This is a genomic window from Rhizobium sp. 007, assembly GCF_015353075.1.
In the GTDB taxonomy this organism is placed as follows: Bacteria; Pseudomonadota; Alphaproteobacteria; order Rhizobiales; family Rhizobiaceae; genus Rhizobium.
In genome coordinates, this window is sequence record NZ_CP064188.1 from 614,616 (window position 1) to 637,587 (window position 22,972).

16 protein-coding genes and 3 pseudogenes are annotated in these 22,972 nt (G+C 58.5%); 13 read left to right on the forward strand and 6 right to left on the reverse strand.

Annotation, left to right across the window (positions count from 1 at the left end; all coding sequences use genetic code 11):
* The first annotated feature begins 299 nt into the window (after window positions 1–299).
* The 5 genes and pseudogenes from ISN39_RS24035 to ISN39_RS24055 all read left to right on the forward strand — a co-directional run.
* Window positions 300–1,654 (forward strand): annotated as a pseudogene (locus ISN39_RS24035) (DUF3300 domain-containing protein).
* 19 nt (window positions 1,655–1,673) lie between these two features.
* Window positions 1,674–2,633, forward strand: coding sequence for a DUF2950 domain-containing protein (locus ISN39_RS24040; protein WP_194730738.1), 960 nt, complete (start codon window positions 1,674–1,676; stop codon window positions 2,631–2,633).
* Between the two features lie 154 nt (window positions 2,634–2,787).
* Entirely contained in the window at window positions 2,788–3,021 is a 234-nt protein-coding gene (locus tag ISN39_RS24045) for an AbrB/MazE/SpoVT family DNA-binding domain-containing protein (protein ID WP_194730739.1), read from the forward strand.
* Window positions 3,018–3,422, forward strand: a complete 405-nt coding sequence (locus tag ISN39_RS24050) for a type II toxin-antitoxin system VapC family toxin (RefSeq protein ID WP_194730740.1) — start codon at window positions 3,018–3,020, stop codon at window positions 3,420–3,422. Before ISN39_RS24045 ends, ISN39_RS24050 begins: the two co-directional genes overlap by 4 nt.
* 271 nt (window positions 3,423–3,693) lie before the next feature.
* A pseudogene (locus ISN39_RS24055) lies at window positions 3,694–3,789 on the forward strand (transglutaminase-like cysteine peptidase); the annotation flags it as partial.
* Between the two features lie 151 nt (window positions 3,790–3,940).
* Here ISN39_RS24055 and ISN39_RS24060 read toward each other — a convergent pair.
* Window positions 3,941–4,786: an SHOCT domain-containing protein gene (locus ISN39_RS24060; RefSeq protein WP_194730741.1), complete on the reverse strand. Its 846-nt coding sequence runs from the start codon at window positions 4,784–4,786 to the stop codon at window positions 3,941–3,943.
* 493 nt (window positions 4,787–5,279) lie between these two features.
* On the opposite strand from ISN39_RS24060, the gene ISN39_RS24065 reads away from it, so the two are divergent.
* From ISN39_RS24065 to ISN39_RS24090, 6 genes are all read left to right on the forward strand, one after another.
* Window positions 5,280–5,534 (forward strand): type II toxin-antitoxin system Phd/YefM family antitoxin, encoded by a 255-nt coding sequence (locus tag ISN39_RS24065; RefSeq protein WP_194730742.1) that lies wholly within the window; start codon window positions 5,280–5,282, stop codon window positions 5,532–5,534.
* The gene (locus ISN39_RS24070; RefSeq protein ID WP_194730743.1) at window positions 5,531–5,953 is read left to right on the forward strand and encodes a type II toxin-antitoxin system VapC family toxin; all 423 of its coding nucleotides are present in this window, start codon (window positions 5,531–5,533) and stop codon (window positions 5,951–5,953) included. The genes ISN39_RS24065 and ISN39_RS24070 overlap by 4 nt, the downstream gene beginning before the upstream one ends.
* An 812-nt stretch (window positions 5,954–6,765) precedes the next feature.
* Window positions 6,766–7,524, forward strand: a complete 759-nt coding sequence (locus tag ISN39_RS24075) for an ImuA family protein (RefSeq protein ID WP_194730744.1) — start codon at window positions 6,766–6,768, stop codon at window positions 7,522–7,524.
* The gene (locus ISN39_RS24080) at window positions 7,442–8,956 is read left to right on the forward strand and encodes a DNA polymerase Y family protein (protein ID WP_194730745.1); all 1,515 of its coding nucleotides are present in this window, start codon (window positions 7,442–7,444) and stop codon (window positions 8,954–8,956) included. Before ISN39_RS24075 ends, ISN39_RS24080 begins: the two co-directional genes overlap by 83 nt.
* Entirely contained in the window at window positions 8,953–12,213 is a 3,261-nt protein-coding gene (locus tag ISN39_RS24085; RefSeq protein ID WP_194730746.1) for an error-prone DNA polymerase, read from the forward strand. The genes ISN39_RS24080 and ISN39_RS24085 overlap by 4 nt, the downstream gene beginning before the upstream one ends.
* 431 nt (window positions 12,214–12,644) lie before the next feature.
* Complete coding sequence (locus ISN39_RS24090; RefSeq protein WP_194730747.1) at window positions 12,645–12,992, forward strand: hypothetical protein; 348 nt, start codon at window positions 12,645–12,647, stop codon at window positions 12,990–12,992.
* A gap of 558 nt (window positions 12,993–13,550) precedes the next feature.
* On the opposite strand, the gene ISN39_RS24095 is transcribed toward ISN39_RS24090, so the two are convergent.
* Window positions 13,551–14,300: a hypothetical protein gene (locus tag ISN39_RS24095; protein ID WP_194730748.1), complete on the reverse strand. Its 750-nt coding sequence runs from the start codon at window positions 14,298–14,300 to the stop codon at window positions 13,551–13,553.
* 64 nt (window positions 14,301–14,364) lie between these two features.
* On the reverse strand, window positions 14,365–16,533 hold the full coding sequence (locus ISN39_RS24100) for a caspase family protein (protein ID WP_194730749.1): 2,169 nt from the start codon (window positions 16,531–16,533) through the stop codon (window positions 14,365–14,367).
* A gap of 443 nt (window positions 16,534–16,976) precedes the next feature.
* Here ISN39_RS24100 and ISN39_RS24105 point away from each other — a divergent pair, with 443 nt between their 5' ends.
* Together ISN39_RS24105 and ISN39_RS24110 are read left to right on the forward strand one after the other, a co-directional pair.
* Window positions 16,977–18,569 (forward strand): caspase family protein, encoded by a 1,593-nt coding sequence (locus tag ISN39_RS24105; RefSeq protein ID WP_246763412.1) that lies wholly within the window; start codon window positions 16,977–16,979, stop codon window positions 18,567–18,569.
* Between the two features lie 229 nt (window positions 18,570–18,798).
* Window positions 18,799–19,818 (forward strand): serine protease, encoded by a 1,020-nt coding sequence (locus tag ISN39_RS24110; protein ID WP_194730750.1) that lies wholly within the window; start codon window positions 18,799–18,801, stop codon window positions 19,816–19,818.
* Between the two features lie 306 nt (window positions 19,819–20,124).
* Here the strand turns inward: ISN39_RS24110 and ISN39_RS24115 are convergent.
* The 3 genes and pseudogenes from ISN39_RS24115 to ISN39_RS24125 all read right to left on the reverse strand — a co-directional run.
* A pseudogene (locus tag ISN39_RS24115) lies at window positions 20,125–20,368 on the reverse strand (DDE-type integrase/transposase/recombinase); the annotation flags it as partial.
* Window positions 20,369–20,783: 415 nt separating this feature from the next.
* Entirely contained in the window at window positions 20,784–21,695 is a 912-nt protein-coding gene (locus ISN39_RS24120; RefSeq protein WP_194730751.1) for a nucleotidyltransferase and HEPN domain-containing protein, read from the reverse strand.
* A 159-nt stretch (window positions 21,696–21,854) separates the two neighbouring features.
* Window positions 21,855–22,883 carry a GH25 family lysozyme gene (locus tag ISN39_RS24125; RefSeq protein WP_194730752.1) on the reverse strand — a complete coding sequence of 343 codons (1,029 nt, stop codon included), beginning with the start codon at window positions 22,881–22,883 and terminating at the stop codon, window positions 21,855–21,857.
* Between the last annotated feature and the right edge of the window lie 89 nt (window positions 22,884–22,972).

Sequence of the window (22,972 nt, forward strand, 5' to 3'; positions counted from 1 at the left end):
GACCGAACGAAAGGAAGTATGGCGGCGCCATCTATTCTTCCCAAATCGCAAAAAGAGAGATCCTTCACGCGGTTGGCCCCAGTCTGCGCGCTCAACCCTGCTTCCGTAAGTGTGTTACTGTAACATACATCCCAGATCACTCCTGCGACTACGCCTGGAGCAGTCTTTGCTGTAGAACTTAGAGCCAACGATGCTTGGCCGATGACTATCACTTCTTCCTGCTCGGAGGAGGTTGCGGCGCGAGCGAAGAGATAGTCATCGACAGCCTGCAATCATGTCTGAGCACAAGGAGGATTGAGATGGCTAGATCTCGCGCATTATTACTCGCCACGGGCCTGTTTCTGCCTTTCGCAGGAATCCCCTTTTCTCCACATCCGCTCCTGACCGCAACCGCTCAGGAGCCGGCCGCATCCAATCCAGTCGCCGCAGAAGACGACGCTCCGGCGCCCCTGAGCGAAGACGAGTTGGAAATCCTGGTGTCGCGGATCGCGCTCTATCCGGACGAGCTGGTCGCGCTCGTCACATCGGCCTCGCTTTATCCGCTGCAGATCGTGGAAGCCGCCCGGTTTCTCGAAGCCATCAAGAAGCAGCCCAAGCTCAAGCCGAAGACGACGTGGGGCGGCAGCATCGTGTCCTTGCTGAACTATCCTCAGATCGTGGCGATGATGAGCGAAGATCTGGACTGGACGCAGTCACTTGGAGAGGCGCTCTCCTACCAGCAGAAGGACGTTCTGATCGCCATACAGCAACTGCGCGACAAGGCAGTCGCCGACGGCATCATCAAGACCGACGACAAGATCAAGGTCACCCAGGAAAACGACAACGTCGTGATCGTCTCCGCCAGTCCGGAAAAGGTCTACGTTCCACAGTACGCTCCGGAGATGTTGTATGAACCAGGCTACGTGTCGCGCCCATCGGCTACTATTCCGACCCGTATCCGAACTACTACTATCCGACCGCGACCTTTTTTGCGGGGGTGGTGACGGGGGCGGTCTGGGCTGCCGCCATCGACTGGAACCGTTGGGGCGTATGGGGCGGGCGCTGGAACGGCGACGTCGATATCGACTGCAACAATTGCTTCAACAACATCAACGGCAAGGTGAATATCAACGACGTCGACTGGAAAAACGTCGACAGGAGCAAGATCAGGTTCGACGCCGCCCAGTTCGACAAGATGGACCGCAGCGCCTTCAGGACCAATATCGAAGCGAACGCCAACAACAGGGTCGGCGCAAGAGTGAGCGATCGTGCCGGCACGATCCGCAATGAGGCAGGCAAAGTCAGTGTCAATGACGTCCGCAAGAGCAAGATCGATGCGGAGAGGATAGGTGCGGCCCGCAACAAAGCAGGGAACATCGCAGCGGCGCCCGCGGGCAGGAAGGCGGCGCCTGCCGCGCAGAACCGCCGGCCCGAAGCACGGGCGAAGAGGGCTGCCGCCAACGTCAAGCCCACAGTCAACGCCAAACGTCCGGTTGCAAAGCCCAAGCCTGCGGCCCGCATCGACAGCCGGCCAAGAAAGCCATCCGCGCTCGGTCAGGTCGACAGTGGCAGGCGCTCCCAGATGCAGTCCAACCGCGGCAGACAGGCCATGGCCGGAGGCAGTCGCGGTGGCGGTCGTGGAGAAATCCGCCGAGGCGGCGGACGCCGTCGGTAACCGGAAGAAGAGGACAGTCATGACCAAGTCAGTGAGAAACATCCTTCTGGGTTCGGTGTTCGCCGCTGTTTCGGCTCTCGCCATCTATCCGGCTTCAACATCTGCAGCAGAACCATCCGACGCGACCGTCATCTCGGGCTTCGCCTCGCAGAGCGATCCGCCCGTATTCCAGACGCCGGAACAGGCCGTCGACGCCTTCAAGGCTGCCCTGGCGGCAGATGACTTCGACAAGTTCGCCATGCTGCTGGGTATCGATGCAACGAAAGCGAAGGCGGGCGAAGGGGTGATGGAGACCTATGCACAAATCCGGGAGGGCGCCAGGAAGAAGACCGTCCTGAAGGACGTCGATGGCCGCAAGATCATCGAGGTCGGCGACAAGCTATGGCCGCTGCCGTTCCCGATCGTGAAGGGCGACGACGGCAAATGGAGCTTCGACACCTATGCCGGCTTCGAGGAGATCATCAATCGTCGCGTCGGCGAAAACGAACTGCAGACCATCGTCACGATGCGCGCCTATGTCGGCGCCCAAGAGGAATATTCTTCCGCAGACCGCGACGGGGACGGCGTGCTGGAGTATGCCCAGAAACTGATCAGCAGCGACGGTAGAACGGATGGCCTCTACTGGTCGTCCGATCTTGGCGAGGGTGACAGCCCGGCGGGCAACGCCCTCGAAGACAACGCGGCCCTGGACAAGGCGAAGGCCGGCGAGGGCTACTACGGCTATCGTTACAGGATCATCGACAGTCAGGGGCCGAACATCGCCGGTGGCAAGTTCGATTATATCATCAACGGCAACATGATCGCAGGATTCGCGCTCATCGCCTGGCCGATCCGCTACGGCGAAACCGGTGTGCATACATTCCTGGTGAACGCGAACGGCACGGTCTACCAGGCCGATCTCGGTCGGCAAACCGAAAAAACGGCGGCCGGCATCAAGACCTTCAATCCGGATGACAACTGGGAGGTGACTGCGGACTGAACGCGGCGGCTACCGTGATTGCCGCCTCGTCGGCGGTCGAGGAGTGTTCCGGACGGTTGAATTTTTTCCAAAGCAGGGAACCGCATCCAATTTCGTTGACTCCACGCTCGCAAAGTAATACCTTCTGAACATCAGGTATTACCGAGGGGCGCAAATGACGACGACAGTGACAGCAAAGGGGCAGGTGACCATTCCAAAGCCCGTCCGCGATCTGTTGGGAATCGTTCCTGGGAGCAAGGTTGATTTTCGCCGCGCCGCCGATGGCAGCATTGTCGTGGTGCGGGCGGACAAGAAGCAGCCTGTGAGCCGGTTTGCGAAGTTGCGAGGTCATGCGGGCAAAGGGCTCAGCACCGATGCCATCATGGCACTGACACGTGGCGAAACTTGACCCTCGTCGATACCAATATCCTCCTGGACGTTGTCACCGATGATCCGGAGTGGGCGGATTGGTCGATTGCGCAACTTGAAGCGGCGAGCCTCGATGGGCCTTTACTGATTAACGATACCGTATACGCCGAGCTCGCGGTGCGATACGATCGTATCGAAGAACTCGAGGCATTCCTCGATGAGGCTGGGCTTGAAATGACTGCAATGCCGCGAGCCGCCCTTTTCCTTGCCGGCAAGATATTTACGCAGTATCGCCGCGCCGGAGGATCAAAAACTGGCGTATTGCCGGACTTTCTCATAGGTGCCCATGCAGCGGTTAGTCAGCTTCCGTTGCTCACCCGCAACCTTGGCCGCTACCGCACATATTTTCCGTCAGTGACGCTGATTACGACGCACGCGTAGCCAGAAAGATTTGCAGTGGATGTTGTATCGCGCCGTGTCCGCGTCACCTGATGTGGTTACAAAACTCCGGGTTCAGATCTGCGTGCAAAGTTTGGCATTCAGACTACGAATTGAGGGCCCCGAAACGCGGAAAAGGATTTGAACTTATTTCACCGGTGAGGGTCGGCAGTGAGTGCTTTCATGAACATGTCGAGCGACATTCCTAATCTTTGCGCCTTGCGCGGGACATGGCAGAATAAAGAGCCAGAGGCTGACATGCTGCATTTCCTGAGGTGAAGGACACGCCGTCCTGACGCTTTCCACCAGCGAAGGCGATTTCATTCTTGATGATCTCGCAGATGAGATCAAACCTTGGCACGCGGCACCGTAGGTGTTTCTGAGACGCCAAAGCCACCACAATCCGATCGATGGGTAAAGATCCGCGACGAACGTTTGCAGGCGGCCCGCACGGTGATTATCCGGGCTCGATGGAAAGCCATCAACTGGTCTGCGTCCGGCAAGCCGCTGTTCGTCGGATGCTATAGTCGGCTGAGCAACTCTGATTTCTTCGCTTCGAACTCCTGATCTGTGAGAATACCTTTTGCATGAAGAGCCGCGAGGCGTTCGATCTTGTCGAAGATGTCCTCATCGGACCGACGCGCCTCCGGCGCTGGACGCGCCGCTTGTTGTGGCTCGGTGGATTCCGGCGCGGACGATGCGAATATCGATGGCGCAATGGTCGCGGCAGATGGTCCGGTAGCCGACGTGCCCGCCGGTTCCTTGCCGTCCTGACGGACCACATCCAGTTCCGAGATTTTCACGAGCCCATGCTGAGACGTAAAGGCCAGCGACTGGTCGCTGGTTTGCTGTTGCGAGAAACCGCCAATGCGATGGTCCTTCGTGTCATAGACCGTAACCCGGCCGCCGACATCGATCGCCAGTCGTCGGGTTGTTGGGAAAAAGGCATAGCGCAGGTCATTCTGCGCCCCGGTCGAGGCAGGATGCCCGAGCTCCTCGGGCCACCAGTTGCCGGCCGACAACGCCCCAGGCACGAACAGACTGACGCCGCCGCCCTGATCTTGGTATTGGGACTGGTGCGACCTCTGCGGGTCCAGCAAATCCGTGCTGCGCACCAGGGCCGCAAGCTCGGAACAAATCCCGGCCACGTTCGCCTTCAGAGCATGGTTGAACATGTCGCCGACCATGATCATGCCGCCCTGTGACCATTGCCCCATGCCACCGAGATCAGGATGGTTGAACTGAGCCTGTGTCGCCTGCCCGGCGATAATCGCCATCAGAAGGTGCTCGACCGCGCCAAGGCTGACCCCGTACCGCTGTGCAATCCCCTCCAGGGTCCTTCGACCCTCTTCACTGAGTTGTCTCATCGTGATCGCCCTTGCCTTATGAAGAAAGCGTGCACGCCGCAAGGCCGAGCCTCGCAACGAAGTCAAGAAGCTCTCCACGACATCAGAACAATACGGAACTAGGTGGCAAATGTCACAAGATATCGCGCCGGTTCTACCATCACATCGTCGGCGTAGGCTCATGCGCCGATATCGCCGCGTTCGAAAACTGCTTCCATAATCTTGACCTCAGATGCCGGAGTGCCACGACTGCGGGCAAAGTCACGCCATCTTCGTACAATCTCCCGACCGCCGCGATTACTGCGGACGTCGAGATGAAAAACTCTGCGACCGGTCGCAACAAATCGATAGATGCGGTCGCATCGTCAAAACAGATCTAGGTCGACAGTCCCGGCACTATTCGGCGTCGGGTTCAACCTAACGCACGGCCTGGGACGTCCACCTTGAACGGTCCAGACTTGTCTTTCCATCCTCAATTGCTATATGTAGGTAAATACCTACATGGGAGCGTGCCATGAACATCACAACCCTTTCCAGCCGCGAGTTGAACCACGACGTCAGCAAAGCCAAGAAGGCTGCCATAAAGGGCCCGGTTATCATCACGGATCGGGGAAAGCCTTCCCATGTGCTGATGACCTATGACGAGTTCGAGCGCCTGACCGGCAAGCACCGCAGCCTCGTCGATGCTCTCGCAATGCCGGGCCTTTCGGGAATCGAATTTGATCCGCCTCGCGTTGAGATTACGCCGCGCGGGGTCGATCTATCTTGATCTATCTGCTCGATACCAATGTCGTCTCCGAACTGCGCAAGATTGGTGACGGTAAGGCCGATGCCAATGTGGTGGCGTGGATCGACGCGGAAGATGCAGTCAGTTTTTACATTTCGGCGATCACCATCCTTGAACTTGAACGGGGTATACTCGGTGTGCAGCGCCGGGACGCGGCGCAGGGCGCTCGCTTGCGTTCATGGCTCGACAATCATGTGCGCCCGGAATTCGCAGGCCGTATCCTGCCGATAGATGACGCGATCGCGACACGCTGCGCGCATTTGCATATTCCTGACAGGCGCAACGAGGCCGATGCGCTCATTGCCGCGACCGCTCTGGTTCACGGCATGACCGTCGTGACGCGCAATGTCAGGGACTTCGAGGGCACTGGCGTGGTCATAGTCGATCCTTGGCAGGGTTGATAGAATATTCCATCCCGTTCTCAAGACGGTCGAGTTCGGTTCTGATAGGAAACCGCTTATCTGATGGCTAGGCGGATGTCGGCTTAACGTGATTGCAGATCCTGCTCGTTCTTTTAGTAGCCAGTAGATACTGGCTTCGAGCGTCCCAACCGCTGTTGCTGCCGCTGCGAGACAGGATGGCGGCATCCGCGCCGCTGCCAAGGCATATGACGTCAGTGAGGCCTCGGTTAGGCATGCTTATCCGGTGAGCTACTTCGCATTCCTATCTTTACCGAAGCGGCGAATTAAGACGGTACTGGCTTCCGCGCGTGCCGACCCTGCGGGCTTCAAGGTTCAGTGCGAAATGCTCCTTCGCCACCCTATACGCATTATCCGCAGAGAGCTCTTGGTTCAGCCAGCGGCCAGTCGTCGAGTTCGTAGAGCACGATGCACTCGCGCAGGCGTCGATGAAGAATTAATGGTCGTCGGCCTGGAATTGTTGACGTCCGCGGCGGGCTTCGGTCCAAACTGGGTGGCGACACGCTAGGGCTAGGCGACAGGTCTGGCTTTTATTCACCTTGCCCGTGACCGCTCACTCAAAGTTGCGCCGCCGCAGGAATCTTTTCTCATCGATGACATTTTCGACCGCTGTGGACAGGCTCCCTGTACCGCATTGATTTCTCTAATGGATCACGAGTTTTCATGCTGTGGAGGACGCTTGAGCTGAGATGCCATCCGAAACATGCCGATTGACTCGCTTTTCGCATAGGAACAAAAGAGGAACATTCTCGCTTTTAAACGGGATGGAAACCTGCTTTTGACGAAGGCCACAGATGGCGCAGCCGCGCGCGAACCTTACCCTCTCCGAGCTTCGAGGCCGTATTCAGCATCTCGAAGGAACGGCTAGCCGCCGCAAGGTCGTCCTGCCGTTCGGGGTGGCCGAAATCGATGGACACCTTCCGGGCGGTGGCCTTTCATACGGAGCATTGCATGAGGTCGCCGGCGGCGGGACAGGGACTGTCGATGGAGCGGCCGCAGCGCTGTTTGCGGCGGGAATCGCCGCCCGCACAAAGGGTAAAATCCTGTGGTGCCTGACAAGGCCCGACCTGTTTTTTCCGGCCATATCTCAGGCGGGGCTGCATGCCGACCGGGTGATCTTCTGCGAGGCCGACCGGGAAGAGGATGTGTTGGCTTCAATGGAAGAAGGCCTCGGTTTCGGTGGCCTTGGAGCGGTGGTCGGCGAGCTCGTACGTCTTCCCATGACAGTCTCGCGCCGTCTCCAGCTGGCAGCCGAAAAGACCGGCACGATGGGTATAGCGCTCCGGCGCTGGCGGCGGCAGACAGAAGCCTCGGACTACGGCCAGCCCACCGCTGCAACAACGAGATGGCGCGTGAGCGTCTTGCCGTCCGAACCGCTTCCCGTTGCCGGTGTCGGCCGGGCGCGATGGCTGGCGGAATTGATGCGTGTGAAGGCGGGCGAGTGTGCTGAGTTTGAAATAGGAGCCTGCGATGCCAAGGGTCGTATCTGTCTACTTCCCGCGTCTGGCCACGGATCGGATCAGACGGCATGGAGCAGAAGCCGTGCCAGCTGAATGCCCGCTCGTCGTCATCTCGAAGAGCGGCTCCAAGCGATGGATTTCTGCCGCCGACTGCAATGCGTCAAAGCTCGGTCTAAGAATCGGCATGCCCGCCAGCAAGGCTCAGGCGATGGTCGCCGATCTGGTCATGGTTGACGCGGCTCCTGGCGAGGACGCCGCCGCGCTCGAGCGCCTCGCCCTTTGGGCGCTCCGGCAGTACACACCGGTGGTCGCCGTGGACGGGACAGATGGCTTCGTGATGGACACCGAGGGGGCGGATCATCTGCAGGGCGGCGAAGCCCTCCTCGTCAGCGGTCTGGTGAACAGACTGCGGGCGAAGGGATTGTCAGCGAAGGCAGCCGTAGCCGATACCTGGGGTGCGGCCCACGCGCTTGCGAGGCTGACTTCGGACGAAACGACCGTCGTCCCCGTTGGAGCGGTTGCCAAGGCAGTAACCGAACTGCCGATCCACTGTCTCAGGCTGCCATCGGAAATGGTCCAGGGTCTGCGGGTGCTCGGTGTTGATACCGTCGGCCAGCTCTCGGCAATGCCGCGCGCACCCCTGACGCTTCGCTTTGGTCCGGAACCCGGCCGTCGCCTCGACCAGATGTTTGGCCGGATCGCCGAACCGATTGACCCGATCCGTACGCCGGACCTGGTCGAGGTATCCCGCAATTTCTCCGAACCGATCGGCGCGGCCGAAACCATCGCAAAATACACGCGCCGCCTCGTCGTTCAATTGACGGCCAGACTGGAGGAGCGAGGGCTTGGCGTGCGCCGATGCGACCTGATCATTCATCGCGTGGACAACATCATGCAATGTCTGAGGGCGGGCCTCGCCAAGCCTGTCCGCGAGCCCGCCCGTCTTTCGAAACTCCTCTGCGACCGCATAGAGAAGATCGATCCTGGCTTCGGAATCGAGAAGATGGCGCTCGTTGCCGTTATGGTCGAACCGCTGGAGGAGAAGCAAATCGCCTCCTCGTTGATCGAGGAGACGGTCGTCGACGTGACGCCATTGGTCGATATCCTCGGCAATCGCGGCCAGCGTCTCTATCGCGTCGCCCCCGTTGCTTCCGACGTTCCGGAAAGGTCCGTCAGGAAGATCAGTCCGACGGCAGATGAAACCGGAGAGAACTGGGCGGCGAAGTGGCCCAGGCCGTCACGTCTGCTTTCGACGCCCGAGCGGATCGAGGTGATCGCCTTGCTTCCCGACCAGCCACCTGCCGTCTTCACCTGGCGCGGCAAGCGGCGACGCGTAAAACGCGCCGACGGTCCAGAACGCATCTTCGGCGAATGGTGGCTTCGCCCCACGGAGATGTCCGCGGTTCGGGATTACTTCGTCGTCGAAGACGAGGTGGGCGAACGATACTGGATCTTTCGGGCCGGCGACGGTGTCGATGCGGAGACCGGCTCCCATCGATGGTTCCTCCATGGAGTGTTCGGATGAGATACGCCGAGTTCCAGGTCACGACGCATTTCTCCTTCCTGCGAGGCGCCAGTTCCGCCGAGGAACTCTTTGCCACAGCCGCGGTCCTCGGTATCGATGCGCTCGGCGTCGTTGATCGCAATACTCTGGCAGGAATCGTGCGTGCCTGGGAGGCGGCGAAGACAACCGGCGTGCGGCTCGTTGTCGGATGCCGGCTGGATCTTTCGGACGGCATGTCGATCCTCGTTTACCCGACAGATCGTCCGGCTTACTCGCGGCTCTGCCGTCTGCTGTCGCTCGGAAAATCGCGGGGCGGCAAGGGAAACTGCGTTCTCGATTTCTCGGATGTCGCCCAGTACGCCGATGGCCTCATTGCAGTCCTCGTTCCGGACGAGGCAGACGAGACCTGCGGCATGCAGTTGCGCAAGCTCGCCGAGCTCTTCGATGACCGTGCCTATGTCAGCCTCTGTCTCCGGCGTCGGCCGAACGACAGGCTGCGCCTCCATGGTATTTCGACCTTGGCGACCCGATTCAAAGTTCGGACAGTTGTCACCAACGACGTGCTGTTTCACGAGCCTTCCCGCCGCCAGCTACAGGACGTCGTGACCTGCATTCGCAACAAGACAACGATCGACGATGTCGGCTTCGAGCGCGAGCGGCATGCAGACCGTTTCCTCAAGGCTCCCGAGGAAATGCATCGGCTGTTTGCCGAATATCCCGAGGCGTTGGCCCGAACGCGGGAGATCGCCGACCGCTGCCGTTTCGATCTGAGCGAACTCGAATATCAGTATCCCGAGGAGGCGATCGTTCCGGGTCTCGACGCCCAGCAGAGCCTTACGAAGTTCGCCTGGGAAGGGGCGGCCGAACGATATCCCGAGGGCATTCCCGACAAGGTCAGGAGGGCAGTCCAGCATGAGCTCGAACTCATCAGGACCATGAAATACGCGCCGTACTTCCTGACGGTCTACAGCATCGTGCGGTTCGCGCGTTCAAAGGGCATTCTGTGTCAGGGCAGGGGATCTGCGGCGAACTCGGCCGTCTGCTATTGCCTCGGCATCACCTCAATCGATCCGGAAACCAACGATCTTTTGTTCGAGCGCTTCGTCAGCCAGGAGCGCAATGAGCCGCCGGACATCGATGTGGACTTCGAGCACGAGCGGCGCGAAGAGGTCATCCAGTGGATTTACGAGACCTACGGCCGGAGCAAGGCAGCACTCTGCTCCACGGTCACGCGATACCGAACGAAGGGTGCGCTGCGCGACGTCGGCAAGGCGCTTTCGCTTCCCGAGGACATGATCGCCCAGCTTTCATCCGGCGTCTGGGGCTGGTCGGACGGCGTCAGCGAGAAGCATCTCAAGGAGAACAATCTCAACGCCTCGGACTACCGCCTGCGCCTGACCCTCGACCTTGCGCGGCAGTTGATGGGTGCGCCCCGGCATCTTGGGCAGCATCCTGGCGGCTTCGTGCTGACCCATGACAGGCTGGACGACCTCGTGCCGATCGAGCCGGCGGCGATGGACGACCGTCAGGTCGTCGAATGGGACAAGGACGACATCGATGCGCTGCGCTTCATGAAGGTCGACGTGTTGGCGCTTGGAATGCTGACCTGCATGTCCAAGGCCTTCGCGCTGATGGCCGAACACAAAGGAGACAACAAGGACATAGCGTCAATTCCGCAGGAGGACCCGGCGACCTACGCGATGATCCGCAAGGCCGACACGCTTGGGACGTTCCAGATCGAATCGCGCGCCCAGATGTCGATGCTCCCGAGACTGAAACCGAGGACGTTCTACGACCTGGTGATCCAGGTGGCGATCGTGAGGCCCGGGCCGATCCAGGGCGACATGGTGCATCCGTATCTCAGGCGGCGGGAGGGCCGGGAGAAGGTCGAATACCCCACACCGGAACTGGAGGCGGTGCTGAGCAAGACGCTTGGCGTGCCGCTTTTTCAGGAGAGCGCGATGAAGGTCGCAATGGTCTGCGCCGGCTTTACCGCGGGAGAGGCGGACCAGCTGCGGCGCGCGATGGCGACCTTCAAGCACACGGGAGGGGTTTCGAAGTTCAAGGACAAGCTGGTGTCCGGCATGGTGAAAAACGGCTATTCGCCGGAGTTCGCCGAAAAGACCTTCAGTCAGCTCGAAGGTTTCGGCAGTTATGGCTTTCCCGAGAGCCATGCGGCGTCCTTTGCACTGATTGCCTACGCCTCAAGTTGGGTGAAACGCCACCATCCGGACGCCTTTTGCGCGGCTCTCCTGAACTCCCAGCCGATGGGTTTTTATGCTCCGGCCCAGATCGTTGCCGACGCCAGGGCTCACGGGATCGAGATCCGGCCCGTTTGCGTAAATCGGTCCCGCTGGGATTGCACCCTGGAAGACGGGGCGGGTTCGCGTCATCGCGCGGTTCGACTTGGATTGCGGATGGTGCGGGGTTTGGCGACGGCAGACGCCGCGAGGATCGTCGCGTCCCGCGCCGGACAGTTTTTCGTCTCGGCCGACGACATATGGCGGCGATCAGGCGTGCCCACGGCCTCTCTGGTCAAGCTTGCCGAAGCGGACGCTTTCCTCCCGTCGATGGGCCTTGAACGGCGTGAGGCGCTCTGGGCGATCAAGGCGTTGCGCGACGAACCGCTCGAACTATGGGCCGCGGCGGCGGAGCGGGAAGAAAAAGCGATTGCGGAAATGCAGGAACCCGAAGTCACGCTGAAATCGATGACGCAGGGCATGGAGGTCGTGGAAGACTACAGTCACACGGGTCTGACCCTGCGACAGCATCCCGTGTCCTTCCTTCGTGAGGATCTCAGGAAACGGAGCATTGTCACCTGTGCCGAGGCGACGGCCGAACGCGACGGGCGCTGGCTGATGACGGCGGGACTGGTCCTCGTACGCCAAAGGCCTGGATCGGCCAAGGGCGTGATGTTCATGACGCTGGAGGATGAGACCGGCATCGTCAACGCCGTCATTTGGCCGAGCCTCTTTGAGAAACAGAGGCGGGTCGTGTTGTCCGCCACGATGCTGGCTATCAATGGCAAGATCCAGCGCGAGGGGGACGTCGTCCATCTGGTCGCTCAGCGGCTGTTCGACCTGTCGTCGGATCTTGGAGGTCTCGGCGAGCGCGGCGGAGCGTTTCCGTTGCAACATGGTCGCGGTGATGGGGTCGTTCACGGAAGCGGTTCACCGGATTCGCGGGATCGACCAGAGCCCTTGGCATCGCCGCGAGATATCTATGAGCCCGATCGGCACATCGACACGCTGAAGATCAAATCGCGGAACTTCCATTGATCGAAGGTGCGCCGGGCGGTTTGCTATCGCGGCCGAGGCAGGCGCAATAGTTGGCGGGTGTCGGAATTTTGGCCACAGGCGCGTGCAAGAGAGAGCGGACACGGTAGGAGGTATCGTGGTCCACGCGAAAAACGCTCCAGCAGGCTTTGAAAGGGCTTTGATTTTGAAGCGGGCGCGCTAATCGCGCGAGAATGCGGTTGCTATTCGCGTCGGCCCGCCTTCATGAGTGCTGGTGGCGGACAATTCACTCATTGCAGTGGGCCGTCCGGCGCCTGTCAGAAATTTGGGAAAGGAATGACGCTTCCTATTGAAAATAGCCTTTCGTACCTTGTGCTTGTTAGAGGCAAACGGAGCCAAAGACAAGCCGGCAGAGATTAGTCTGGACAACGCCTCTCCGCCGGCCCGGTTAACTCAAGACAAGGACAAATACCATGAAGACGCTTCTCGCGGCTACCCTGGCCGCTGTGACTTTTCTGACCACCGGCATGGCCGAGGCCGCCAATAATCGCTTCGAACTCCATAACTACAGTGGCGAGGATGTTTTCGAAGTCTATATCCGCGGCCCTGCCACGGAGTGGAGCGATGGCCTGCTTGGCCCAAGCATCTTGGAATACGGGGACTCGCTGTACATAGATCCGCTCGGCCATCAATGCGACTTCGATGTGATGTTGGTAACGTATGACGGCTCGGAGCACGTGTTCCACGAGTACGTCTGCAACATCTCCGATGTGGAGCTTACCAGCTACAGTGGCGGTGGCTTCCGCTTCGTCACTTACTGATGTAAAAAACGAAGAGCGCGATGTACATCGCGCTCTTCGTGCAGGCGGGGGAGGGGATGTACCGTCGTCGTTGGCTGCTCAGCGCCTTTGCCACTGGATACCTCGGAGGAGCGTGTTACGCTCATCCAGCGGAGCAACTCGCAAATCCCTTTGGGGGTATGCCGCCGGAGTTTAGCCGTGGGGATGAGCCGGCATATCAACGGACCCGGGAGTGGCAGGGCGAGCTCTTCAATCTTCGCAGGACGTTTTCGCTCGTCATTTCGAGATTCAGCGATGGGAGCGTTGATCGGACTTTGAGCGTAACAAGCCGCTCTGCTGACAACGACGTTTATTGTCTGGGATATCCGAACTTCAAGTTCACCGGAACGACCCTCACTATTCAGCCCCACGTTGGCGGCTGTTGGAATACTGTGGGTGCCGGAACCATTCAGAACGAATATGGCGGACATGTTGACCTTGGCGGATCAAGGTATGGCTCATTTGTATGCCTGTTAGCCGCAGGTAGGGGAACTTGCACCTACACCTCCAGATCGACAGGCAAGAAGCACAAATTCGAAATTACCGAGACAGAGGATTCGGAAGCTTGCTCCGCAGACGGCTTTGAGAGGGATTGTTGATCAACAAACTCGCTTGTGCGGTCACCACTTCGCATGATGTGTCGATAAGGCGCTTATACCGCTCGTAATCTTGATCTTTTGGATGCACGTAGCGGGTCTCCGTTTCCTCTTTGGTGCCGCACAGAGCGACCGGGACAAGGCGCGGTGCGAAGACTTGTTCGCCGATTCTGCCAATCGTGTACAAGCCTCCATGCATGGTTCTGGTGAAATCCATCACTCCCAGTATGTTGAGATTATGAAGCCCGCCGGCGTTGGAAACTATGAAGATGTGTGGCACCCTTTTAGGCATGGAGATGTAACCGAATTGCTTGAATTCGCTCTCAGCGATGCCTTTGTGCCGTATTTGGAGGCATGCATTCTCCTCGGACCAATCAATCCTCATCGAGTAGCAGTGAATGGTGGCCACATCCTCAAACGAGTAGCGTAGATATTCGAACGTGCCCTGGTAGCGCTCCGCTTCCTCAAACGTGTAGCTGCCATAGCGCTCACTCGATACACGAGAGCGAAATCGAACTCCGGTGCCTTTTTCAACTTTGGCCAAACCCTTTTCGGTGAAGAGACCAGTCACCATTTTGTTCACATTGCTGAGGGAAGTGCCTGTCTTATGCGCAAAACCTTCCCTGCTAAGCTTTCTCTCCACGATGTAACGTTGGATGGCCTGGCCTATTCTCTTCTTCTCGTCGTGATCCATATGCATCTCATATTCGCAGCGTTGAGATGAATTGCTTGGCTCCAGTTATCCTTCACCTCTTGCTTTAGGAAGGCGGGACAGTGCGAATCGGAAACAACATGATGGAGCCGCGCGGCTTAGCGTTTGTAGCATCCTTGACAGGTATCGCGGCGCGTGCGGTCGCCGCGAAACCCATGCTCTGGACCAAATCTGCGATGTTCTTCGGAGAGGAGGGGCGCATCGCAGAGCGCAAACCCTTCTGCGCGAGAAAGCTCAGGTCCAGCGTCCGGGTAAGCGGGCGAGCCTCGGTAAATACGGCCACAATAAATTCATTGCCGTAGGTTGTCTCCGTGAATTCAAGAGACTCCTCATCGAACGACGCCGATGGTTGAAGTCGTTCACTTTGAATATGCGAGATGGAATAGTCGCTCCCAATGTAAATAATATTCATGTCGACCATGCTGCGAGTTTTGTTCATTGCCTGCATGCGGACCATATCGCCTGGCGTAGCTAGAGTCATGCCGCTGGTTGTAATTCCTACCGTTTCGCCAGTCACTTTCGCTCTCATCGTCAGCTTCAGTTGGATTTCGTCGGCAGTGTAATCGGAGCTTTGGCTAATCTTAAATAGACTTGTCGCGCGATAGATGCTTGTGAGGTATCGAGTAATAGTATCGCGGAGAGTCTTTTGGGTGTGACCCTGTATCGCGATCGAAGGAGGTGTTCGCCCAACGTCCAGAGAAGCTTCACCGGATTCAGGCAGGAACCAGAGCGCCGGACGCCGGTTCGCACCCAAAGTGGCCCCCCTCAGGCCGCTCTCGTCAAACACAGCTAAGCGAAGATCAGCGGGCATCCCGGGCTGCACAATTTCAATGCTAAGCTGTGAAGTTTCGTCGGCGACAATGGCATCAAGCAACTCGTTGACTTTCGCAAAACTGTCGGGGTAATCGCCAGTGTCGGCCGGTCGCGCTACCTTGAGTGTGAAATCGTATGCGCGCTCAATGAGGCGGACATAACTACTTGGCGGAATCTCGCGGAGTGTCCTAATCATTTTCGTTGTGGTCTGAGCCTCGCCAGCTTTTTCGGCAGAAGCATCCTTCACCTGCGATGAAGACAAAACAACTTGGCTCGAGAAGCTGTCGGCGCTCGTCACCTCGACAAAACCAATTGCGTTCTGGGTTAAAGATGCGGGCTTATCAACGATCGCCAGTCGAGTTCCAACTCCCAGACCATCCAGCAAACCGGCTTGTACTGTCGCATGGTCCTTGGCCAATTTGATTGGCCACTGAGGGACAAAGTTGCCGAGGTTGTGTCCGAAGACGGACGCGTCTAAATCGCCTTCGAACAAAGGCGTGGTGCTGTTGCGGTTGATGCTCCCATAGTACTGCAGAATACTATCTGCAAGTTGGCGATACGTAACATTGGGATTCTCAGCCAGCTTCGAGAACAGAGTGTAAGTGAATAGGCCAAAAATCGGAGATCTCGTTTCCGGCAAAGGCATTTCCGGAGTAGTTTCATTCGACTGTGCGGCAAAGAAGGCAACCAATCCACCCGCGTGCGGGATATCGGCGGTTGCTTCGTCTGGTTCTTCCGCCTCCCAGAACTTTAGCGCTCGCTGGCGTTCGCTCGCCCGCAACACTTGCTGCGGCATACCCACCGCCTCCGGCCCAATTTTTCGAATTTTGGCATTGTCAACGGGCGCAGCGCGTGTAGCTGTTCCAGAGTTGCATGTATCAAATACAGCCCATATGAACGCGCCCTTCTCACGTATCCTATCTAGCTTCTGGCCGATCTCGCCATCGACTATTGCATTGGGCAACCGCTTGGTTTCATCAACCCAGCGTTCGGTGTCCTTCGGAAGAAAGATCTCATCAAGACCATCTGTTTCGGACGAGTCATCTGAGGGTTGCTGGAAGCCATGTCCGGAAAAGTGGATGTAAACAAAATCACCACTGCCAACCTGCCTCCCCAAAGTATCCAGCGTTGAGAGGATTGACGCGCGCGTGGGCTCTCCGGCTCCATTCACATTGTCCGCTAAGAGCGTAACATTTGTTGGCTCAAAGCGGACAGGGGATCGCTTCGTGAGATACTCGCGCACTAATGTGGCATCATTCCCTGGGCCCACAAGCCAATTGGCCTTCGGAAATTTAGGGTATTCAGTAACGCCAACAATGACCGCGTAATTGGTTTGAGCGGAAGCAGGAGACGTCACAACAAGCGTTGCAAACAGCGCCGAGCTCGCGGCGCCTAACAGCATGGGTCTCAGGGAACTGGATAGCACGATGTGGTCTCCCCTACGCGACCAAATGTGGTTCGTTAGTTTCGGAGCGAATGTCTACGCATTTGTATACTAATGCGTGAATTGCTTCACCGTCGAAAAGGAATATCAACCATGCCTACTTTGGGTGACTGACGGATCGAGTCGATCAGTTCAGCCATGGCAGCCACGAGGCTGCGCGGAGAACGCACTGTCCGCATAAGAAGAACGGCGGTCGTAAAATAGCTAAAGTCTGCTGACGTCTAAGCACAATGCATATGCATGCCTAATCCTATTTAGCAATTGATTGAAAACGAGCCAAGGTCGTTAATCCATAGACCAGACCTGCGGTCGTTTCTCGAAACGGACAAGGGCCGGGTGCGATCAGTCGTACCCTTCCCCTGGGCGGAAACGCTGGGGCGGCACAGGCGACGTTCAAGGGCATGGACGAGCATGCCGGGGGGTATGACATGCAGTGCCTTCGCATCGCCCTGACGATCCTTTTGGTGCTGATGTGCTCGCAGGCGCTCGCTGAGAAGCGCGTGGCGCTGGTCATCGGCAATTCTGCCTATCAGCATGTGCCGATGTTGCCGAACCCTGGGAACGACGCAGGCGACATGGCGGCGAAGTTGCGGGATCTCGGCTTCGAGGTTGTCGTCGGTAGCGACCTCGATCTCGCCGGCGCCAGGCGCACGATCAGCGATTTCGTCAGCAGCCTCGATGGTGCCGACATCGCTCTATTCTACTATGCCGGCCACGGTCTGCAGGTGAATGGAGAGAACTATATCGCGCCTGTCGATGCGAAGCTTCTTTCGTATATCGACCTGGAATTCGAGGCGGTGCCGATGGACTTGATCCTGTCAGCCATGGAACGCACGACGCGCGTCAATCTCGTGTTCCTCGACGCCTGCCGTGACAATCCGCTGGCGGTCAATCTCGCCCGCTCCATGGGAACACGCTCTTTCTCGGTCGGCCGTGGGCTTGCCAAGGTTGGAAGTGGTGTCGGCTCTCTCATCGCCTTTGCCACTCAGCCAGGCAATGTGGCGCTCGATGGCGAGGGCCGCAATTCTCCCTTTACCGCTGCACTTCTACGTCACCTTGGCAAGCCCGGCCGGGATATTACCCGTGAATTGATCGACGTTCGTCGCGACGTGCTCCAGGCGACACATGGAAAACAGGTGCCTTGGGACAATTCCTCGCTTACTGGCGAGGTAGTGCTGAAGCCCCTGGCGAAGCTGGGGCCCGCGATAGCCGATACCGGCAGAACGGACAATGCCGCCGAGCTTGCCTTCTGGGACACAATAAAGGCGTCGACTGACCGGGATTTTTTCGATGCCTATCTGCAGCAATATCCGAACGGACTCTTTGTCTCACTGGCGAAGGCAAAAATCCGGATTATTGAAAGGGCAGCAGCGGAGCAGCCCGCCGCTGAGGCGAAGCCCGCTGGAACCGTGCAGCAGCCCGCAAGGGCTGACGTCGATCTGTCTACCGCCGAGAAGAAGTTGGCAGCACTTGCCCCCCCGAGTACGGGCGGCGCGACCCCCGATGCCGGAGCGCCGGACCGCGAACTAGTGCGCTCGATCCAGAAGGAACTGAACCGCGTTGGCTGCGGTGCCGGCAACGAGGACGGACTCTGGGGTGACGGCAGCCGTCGGGCGCTGGGGCAGTTCGCCAGACGCAGCAAGGTCGAGCTTGCGGCACTTGAGCCTTCAGGCGATGTGCTTGAGCGGCTTCGCACGCAGAAGTCGCGGATCTGTCCGCTCGTTTGCGCCCAGAACCAGCAGGAGAGAAACGGCCGCTGCGCCGAGATCAAGGCGCCGGCGAAGCGCACGTTGCAGAACGCGATCACTCCGCCGACCGCTCCCCCAAAGACCTTCGGCAACTGCCCGGCCGATGCTCACATCGCTGCCCGTGAGACCTTCTCGCGCGGCACGGGCCGTGGTCGGACATTCAGGACGGCCACGCATTCCTGTGGCCGCGGCCTTATCTGCCGCCGTGCGGCGCGCGGCATGCAATGGCACTGCAATTGGAGTTAGCCCGGGAAAGGCATGCAAAGGAGTTGAGCACGATCGGTCTTGGCGAGACTGCGGGTTGCGTCATTGTTGCAAACGTTTAGCTGAATCAGGGGTGCAATTACTGGCAGCGCAAGTATGGGGTTCGTCGTCATGCGTACAGCCAAGGCGATGCGCCCATTTCTTTGAAGGGAACTTTTCTTTTTTCTAAAATTCACGCACAGTTAGGCGTTTTCAGGGTTGGGAGGGGAGAATGAAGAACGTTCGCCATGCGTCCGCTGTGTCTTGGATCCATTTTCTTAAATCATTGCCCAAATCCATCACTTTGTCCGCTACATTAGTGGCGACGGTGTCCGTTGCAAGCGCCGCTGAATCTCAGTTCGTCAACAAGGCGATGGAACGATTTCGGGTCGCCTACAACGCACCCTACGACTCTGTTCCGAAGGCACGGGCAGGAAAGGAGCGGGACAGGGTTATTGGCGGCATTCCTGCAAAAAAGGGTGAGTGGCCTTTCCAGGTTGCGTTAATGCGCAGCGAGTATTTGGACGATAGTGCAATGTCGCAATATCAGGCGCAGTTCTGCGGCGGGTCCCTTATCGCTTCGCAATGGGTACTCACTGCGGCTCATTGCGTTGATAATGACGGTGAAGTTCATGCTAACCGGGACATCACCATACTTGTCGGCGCGACGACGCTGACAGATGGTGTCAGGCATGAAGTGGCCGAGATCAAGATGCATCCGGGTTACGATCCCCAAACAATGAGCTATGACGCTGCGTTGATCCGACTGGCTGAGCCATCCGATGCGGTTGCGACCACAATCGGATCGGCCGAAGGCAGGGGCAACGCTACGGTCGTAGGCTGGGGACTAACAGACGAGGGAGCAAGTCCTATAGACCTTATGCAAGCGGAAATTAGTATCGTCCCGAACGATGCTTGCAATGCCGGACTCAAAAATCTGCTAAAGCAGGAGGCTGAAAAAGAAGCTGCCGCGGCGGGCGCAACTGAAGTGTTCAACATCAGCGATATTGCGGATCCACTCGACGAATCTATGATCTGTGCGGGTGTCGCCAATGGCAAGCGAGACAGTTGCCAAGGAGATAGTGGCGGGCCGTTGATTGCAGGTGCCGGCCGCAATACCATTCAGATTGGGATCGTCAGTTGGGGGATGGGGCCGTCAGATGCAAATCTTCAATGTGGTCACGAGGGGCTCTATGGTGTTTATACCGACGTCGGGGATGTTGCTGATTGGGTAAATGAAAGCATACATTAGCCCGGGCTTCAAAGGTGTACGATGTCGAAGCGGTTACTAGGTATTGACCTGCCGGGCCTGGACCGGCAAGGGCAGCGCGCAAGAGGCTTTCCAGCGTCTCGGCCACACTGTGACTGACGTTGCGCTTCCTCGATAAAATTGTCGGCAAGCTCCAGACCCGCATCCTCGATACGGTTCTCGGCCTGTCGGTTTCCGAACTTCTGCCCCTTGCTTCCCTTCAGTGCGTGGGTCTATCAGTTTCGGGGCATCGCGACCCAGTATGAGAAAACTCGCGCACCTTTTTCGGGGCCATCAAGCTCGCTGTCACTCGACCTTATGATCCTTCGACCAGCAAGAATGGCGTTCGAGGTGAATTCCGTGCCGTGGTCGGAGACGATCATACCGGGTTTGCCACGCTGCTCGATCAGCGCTGTCAGTTCGCGAGCAACGCGACGGCCGGAGATCGAGGTGTCGGGGACGCCGCCAGGCATTCACGCGTCACGTCGTCGACGACGTTGAGAACGCGAAAGCGTCTTCCGCAGACAAATTGGTCATGCACGAAGTCCAGCGACCCGTCGTCCAATGACGGCGACCGCGACATCTTGATCCACGCCGTATTGCCAATCGGGGTGATCCCCTGTGTTTTAACCTGATACCGACTCCTCCACGGAAAGGCAGTTACCTTCTGAAGCCGCCAAAAGCAGTCAGTCCGCTTCCGGCCAAAGAACGGAAGAACTTGCCTCGGATGAAATGGGTCCCCAGCTAGTTTTTCGTGTTGCCTCTGGTTGCAAAGTGCTCTGAGCTAAGAAGGGGTCGCTTGGTCCGAAGAGCGCGCAAATAGCTGAAAAATATCCACATTTTTGGGGGGCATCATGCCGGAATGGAGCGCTACAGGCACAAATTGCGCCTGCCTGGGGACCATGGATTCCAACCCCTGAGGCCCTTGCGTAACGCCGCATTTCGAGCGCGAGTCTGAGGATCGGTCTTCAGTTGGCACTGCTTGCCCGCGCCAGTTCCGCCAAATAGTCGTTGCAGATGGCCGCGACCGTTTGATGGAGATGCTCGGTCCGCTCAAGCAGCCAGCCAAGCGCGTCTTCGGTGATCTCGAAGTGCCTCGAGTAGCGCGCCTTCACATAGGCTTCGTTGAGGATGTTGTACCATGCGGTATAGCGGTGCTGGTCGCGCGGCCAGGCGTCGATCAGCCGGCGGTCCTGGTCTTCGGCGAGCCCGCGCAGGAATTTCAGATTGTGCGACGGCGGGCTGTAGTTGGTGAGCGTCAGGAGCAAGCATGAGTAAGCGGCTTCGACCGCTTGGTGCAGTTCGAATGCTGCGTGACCGAGTTGGCCTTTCTTGAGCAGATATTGGGTGGTGTCCAGGAAGCTCAGTGCTGTGGGAAACTTGTTCTCGAAATGCTCCTTTGCCACCCTATACGTGTCGACGGCGGAGAGTTTTCTCGGTTCGGCCAACGGCCGGTCGTCGAGCTCGTAGAGCACGATACCCTCTCGCAGGATGTCGACGAAGAAATACTGGCCGTCGGCGAGGAAGTTGTTCACCTCCCTGGCACCATGAACGATCAGCCCGACCGGCGTCTTCACGTCCTTTTCCCACATCAGCCGGTCGGTGGCTTTGTCCCAGTATTGCGGCTCTGCCAGCTGCTTGGAATTGACCAACACCAGGATGTCGTAGTCGGAGCGGTAGCCCTTCATCGTGTGCGGTTCGTCGACCCAAGTGCCGCGCGCATGCGAGCCAAACAGGATGATCTTTAAGATCCGGCCGCGCGTCTTGAAGGCGGCCGACGTGCCTGACAGCGCATCGGCGAACTCCTCATGGATGATCGCAACGACGCGGGCAAGCTCGCGCTGCTTTTCTTCCGGCAGATGTTCCAAGGACGATCGCATGGATCCATCGATAGGCCAAAGACGATTCGCCGTCTACTACTGGAACCTGTAGGAATTGCGTCGGCTTGCAAGCCGACGCGGTCTGCCACGGCTACGGTGGGGGCGGGAGAATCCCTTGCTTTCCAAGAAGCAAGCTGAAGCTGGCCCGCTCGCTCGCGGCTACCGTGACGCCACCCAGTTGTGCCAATCGTCTTCATCACCATGGAAGACGTTGAGATCGATCCGGCCATCGACGCCATGCGACAGGCCGGAACCCGAATACTGCCAGAAAACCCACTTCCGTTTTGGATAGACCTTGGACGGGTGAGCGGCCACCGAGCGCAGCCAGAAGGGATAGTCGAGGAACGCGCCCTTCAGATTGTCGCGATAGAAGTCAGGCGCCGTGTAGATGATCGGACGCTGGCCGTAGTGCCGCTCAAGCTTGTCCATGAAGACCTGCATTTTTTCGAGCACCCGCTCGCGCGAAGGCCGTCTCTTGCAGCTCGATTCGCCGTTCCACTCGACGTCGATCACCGGCGGAAGAGCACCCGCTTCCTTCGGAACGTTGCGGATGAACCAGTCGGCCTGTTCGCCGGCCGTCCGGCACCAGTAGAAGAAGTGATAGGCGCCGCGCTTTAAGCCGGCCTCCTTGGCCCGGCGCCAGTTCTTCTTGAACATCGGATCGAGATGATCGCCGCCGTCCGTCGCCTTGATATAGGCGAAGTTCGCCCCCTGCCTCCGGAGCCTTTCCCAATCGATCTCCGCCTGCCAGCGCGAAACGTCGACGCCATGCACGGCAAGCTTTCTGGGCGATATGGACCCGAAATTGATCGGCTTGGCGTCGCGGAAGCCATAGCCGTAAATCTGCGAGCGCGTCTGCGGAGCTGCCCTCATTTCAGGCTTTTCCGGCGCCAGCATGGCAATCGGCCGGTCTGACGGGATGGGCGCGCCAACGGTTCTTGAAGCCGGCGCGAACGCCTGCGGCTGCGGCACCGATCCCGCCCAGGCCAACGTCTCCTGCGGCGGGTTGCCCTGCAGGGCAACGTCGCCGACATTGGCGGCAGGGACGGGCACGGTTGATTGGGTAACCGAGCCCGTCGTCTCCTCAGATGGCCGCCCGGCCTGAACGGTCGCAGGACGAGAATTGGCGGCGCAACCGGCCAATGTCAGGCACGCAAAAAAGATTGCTGTCACATTCGATAAACGCATAAGAACCCGTACGCAAAACAACTGCCGCCGACGCCAATCCCTTGCCGCCGGGACCGGCTGGCATGAATGGCTAATGGAAAATTACCAAA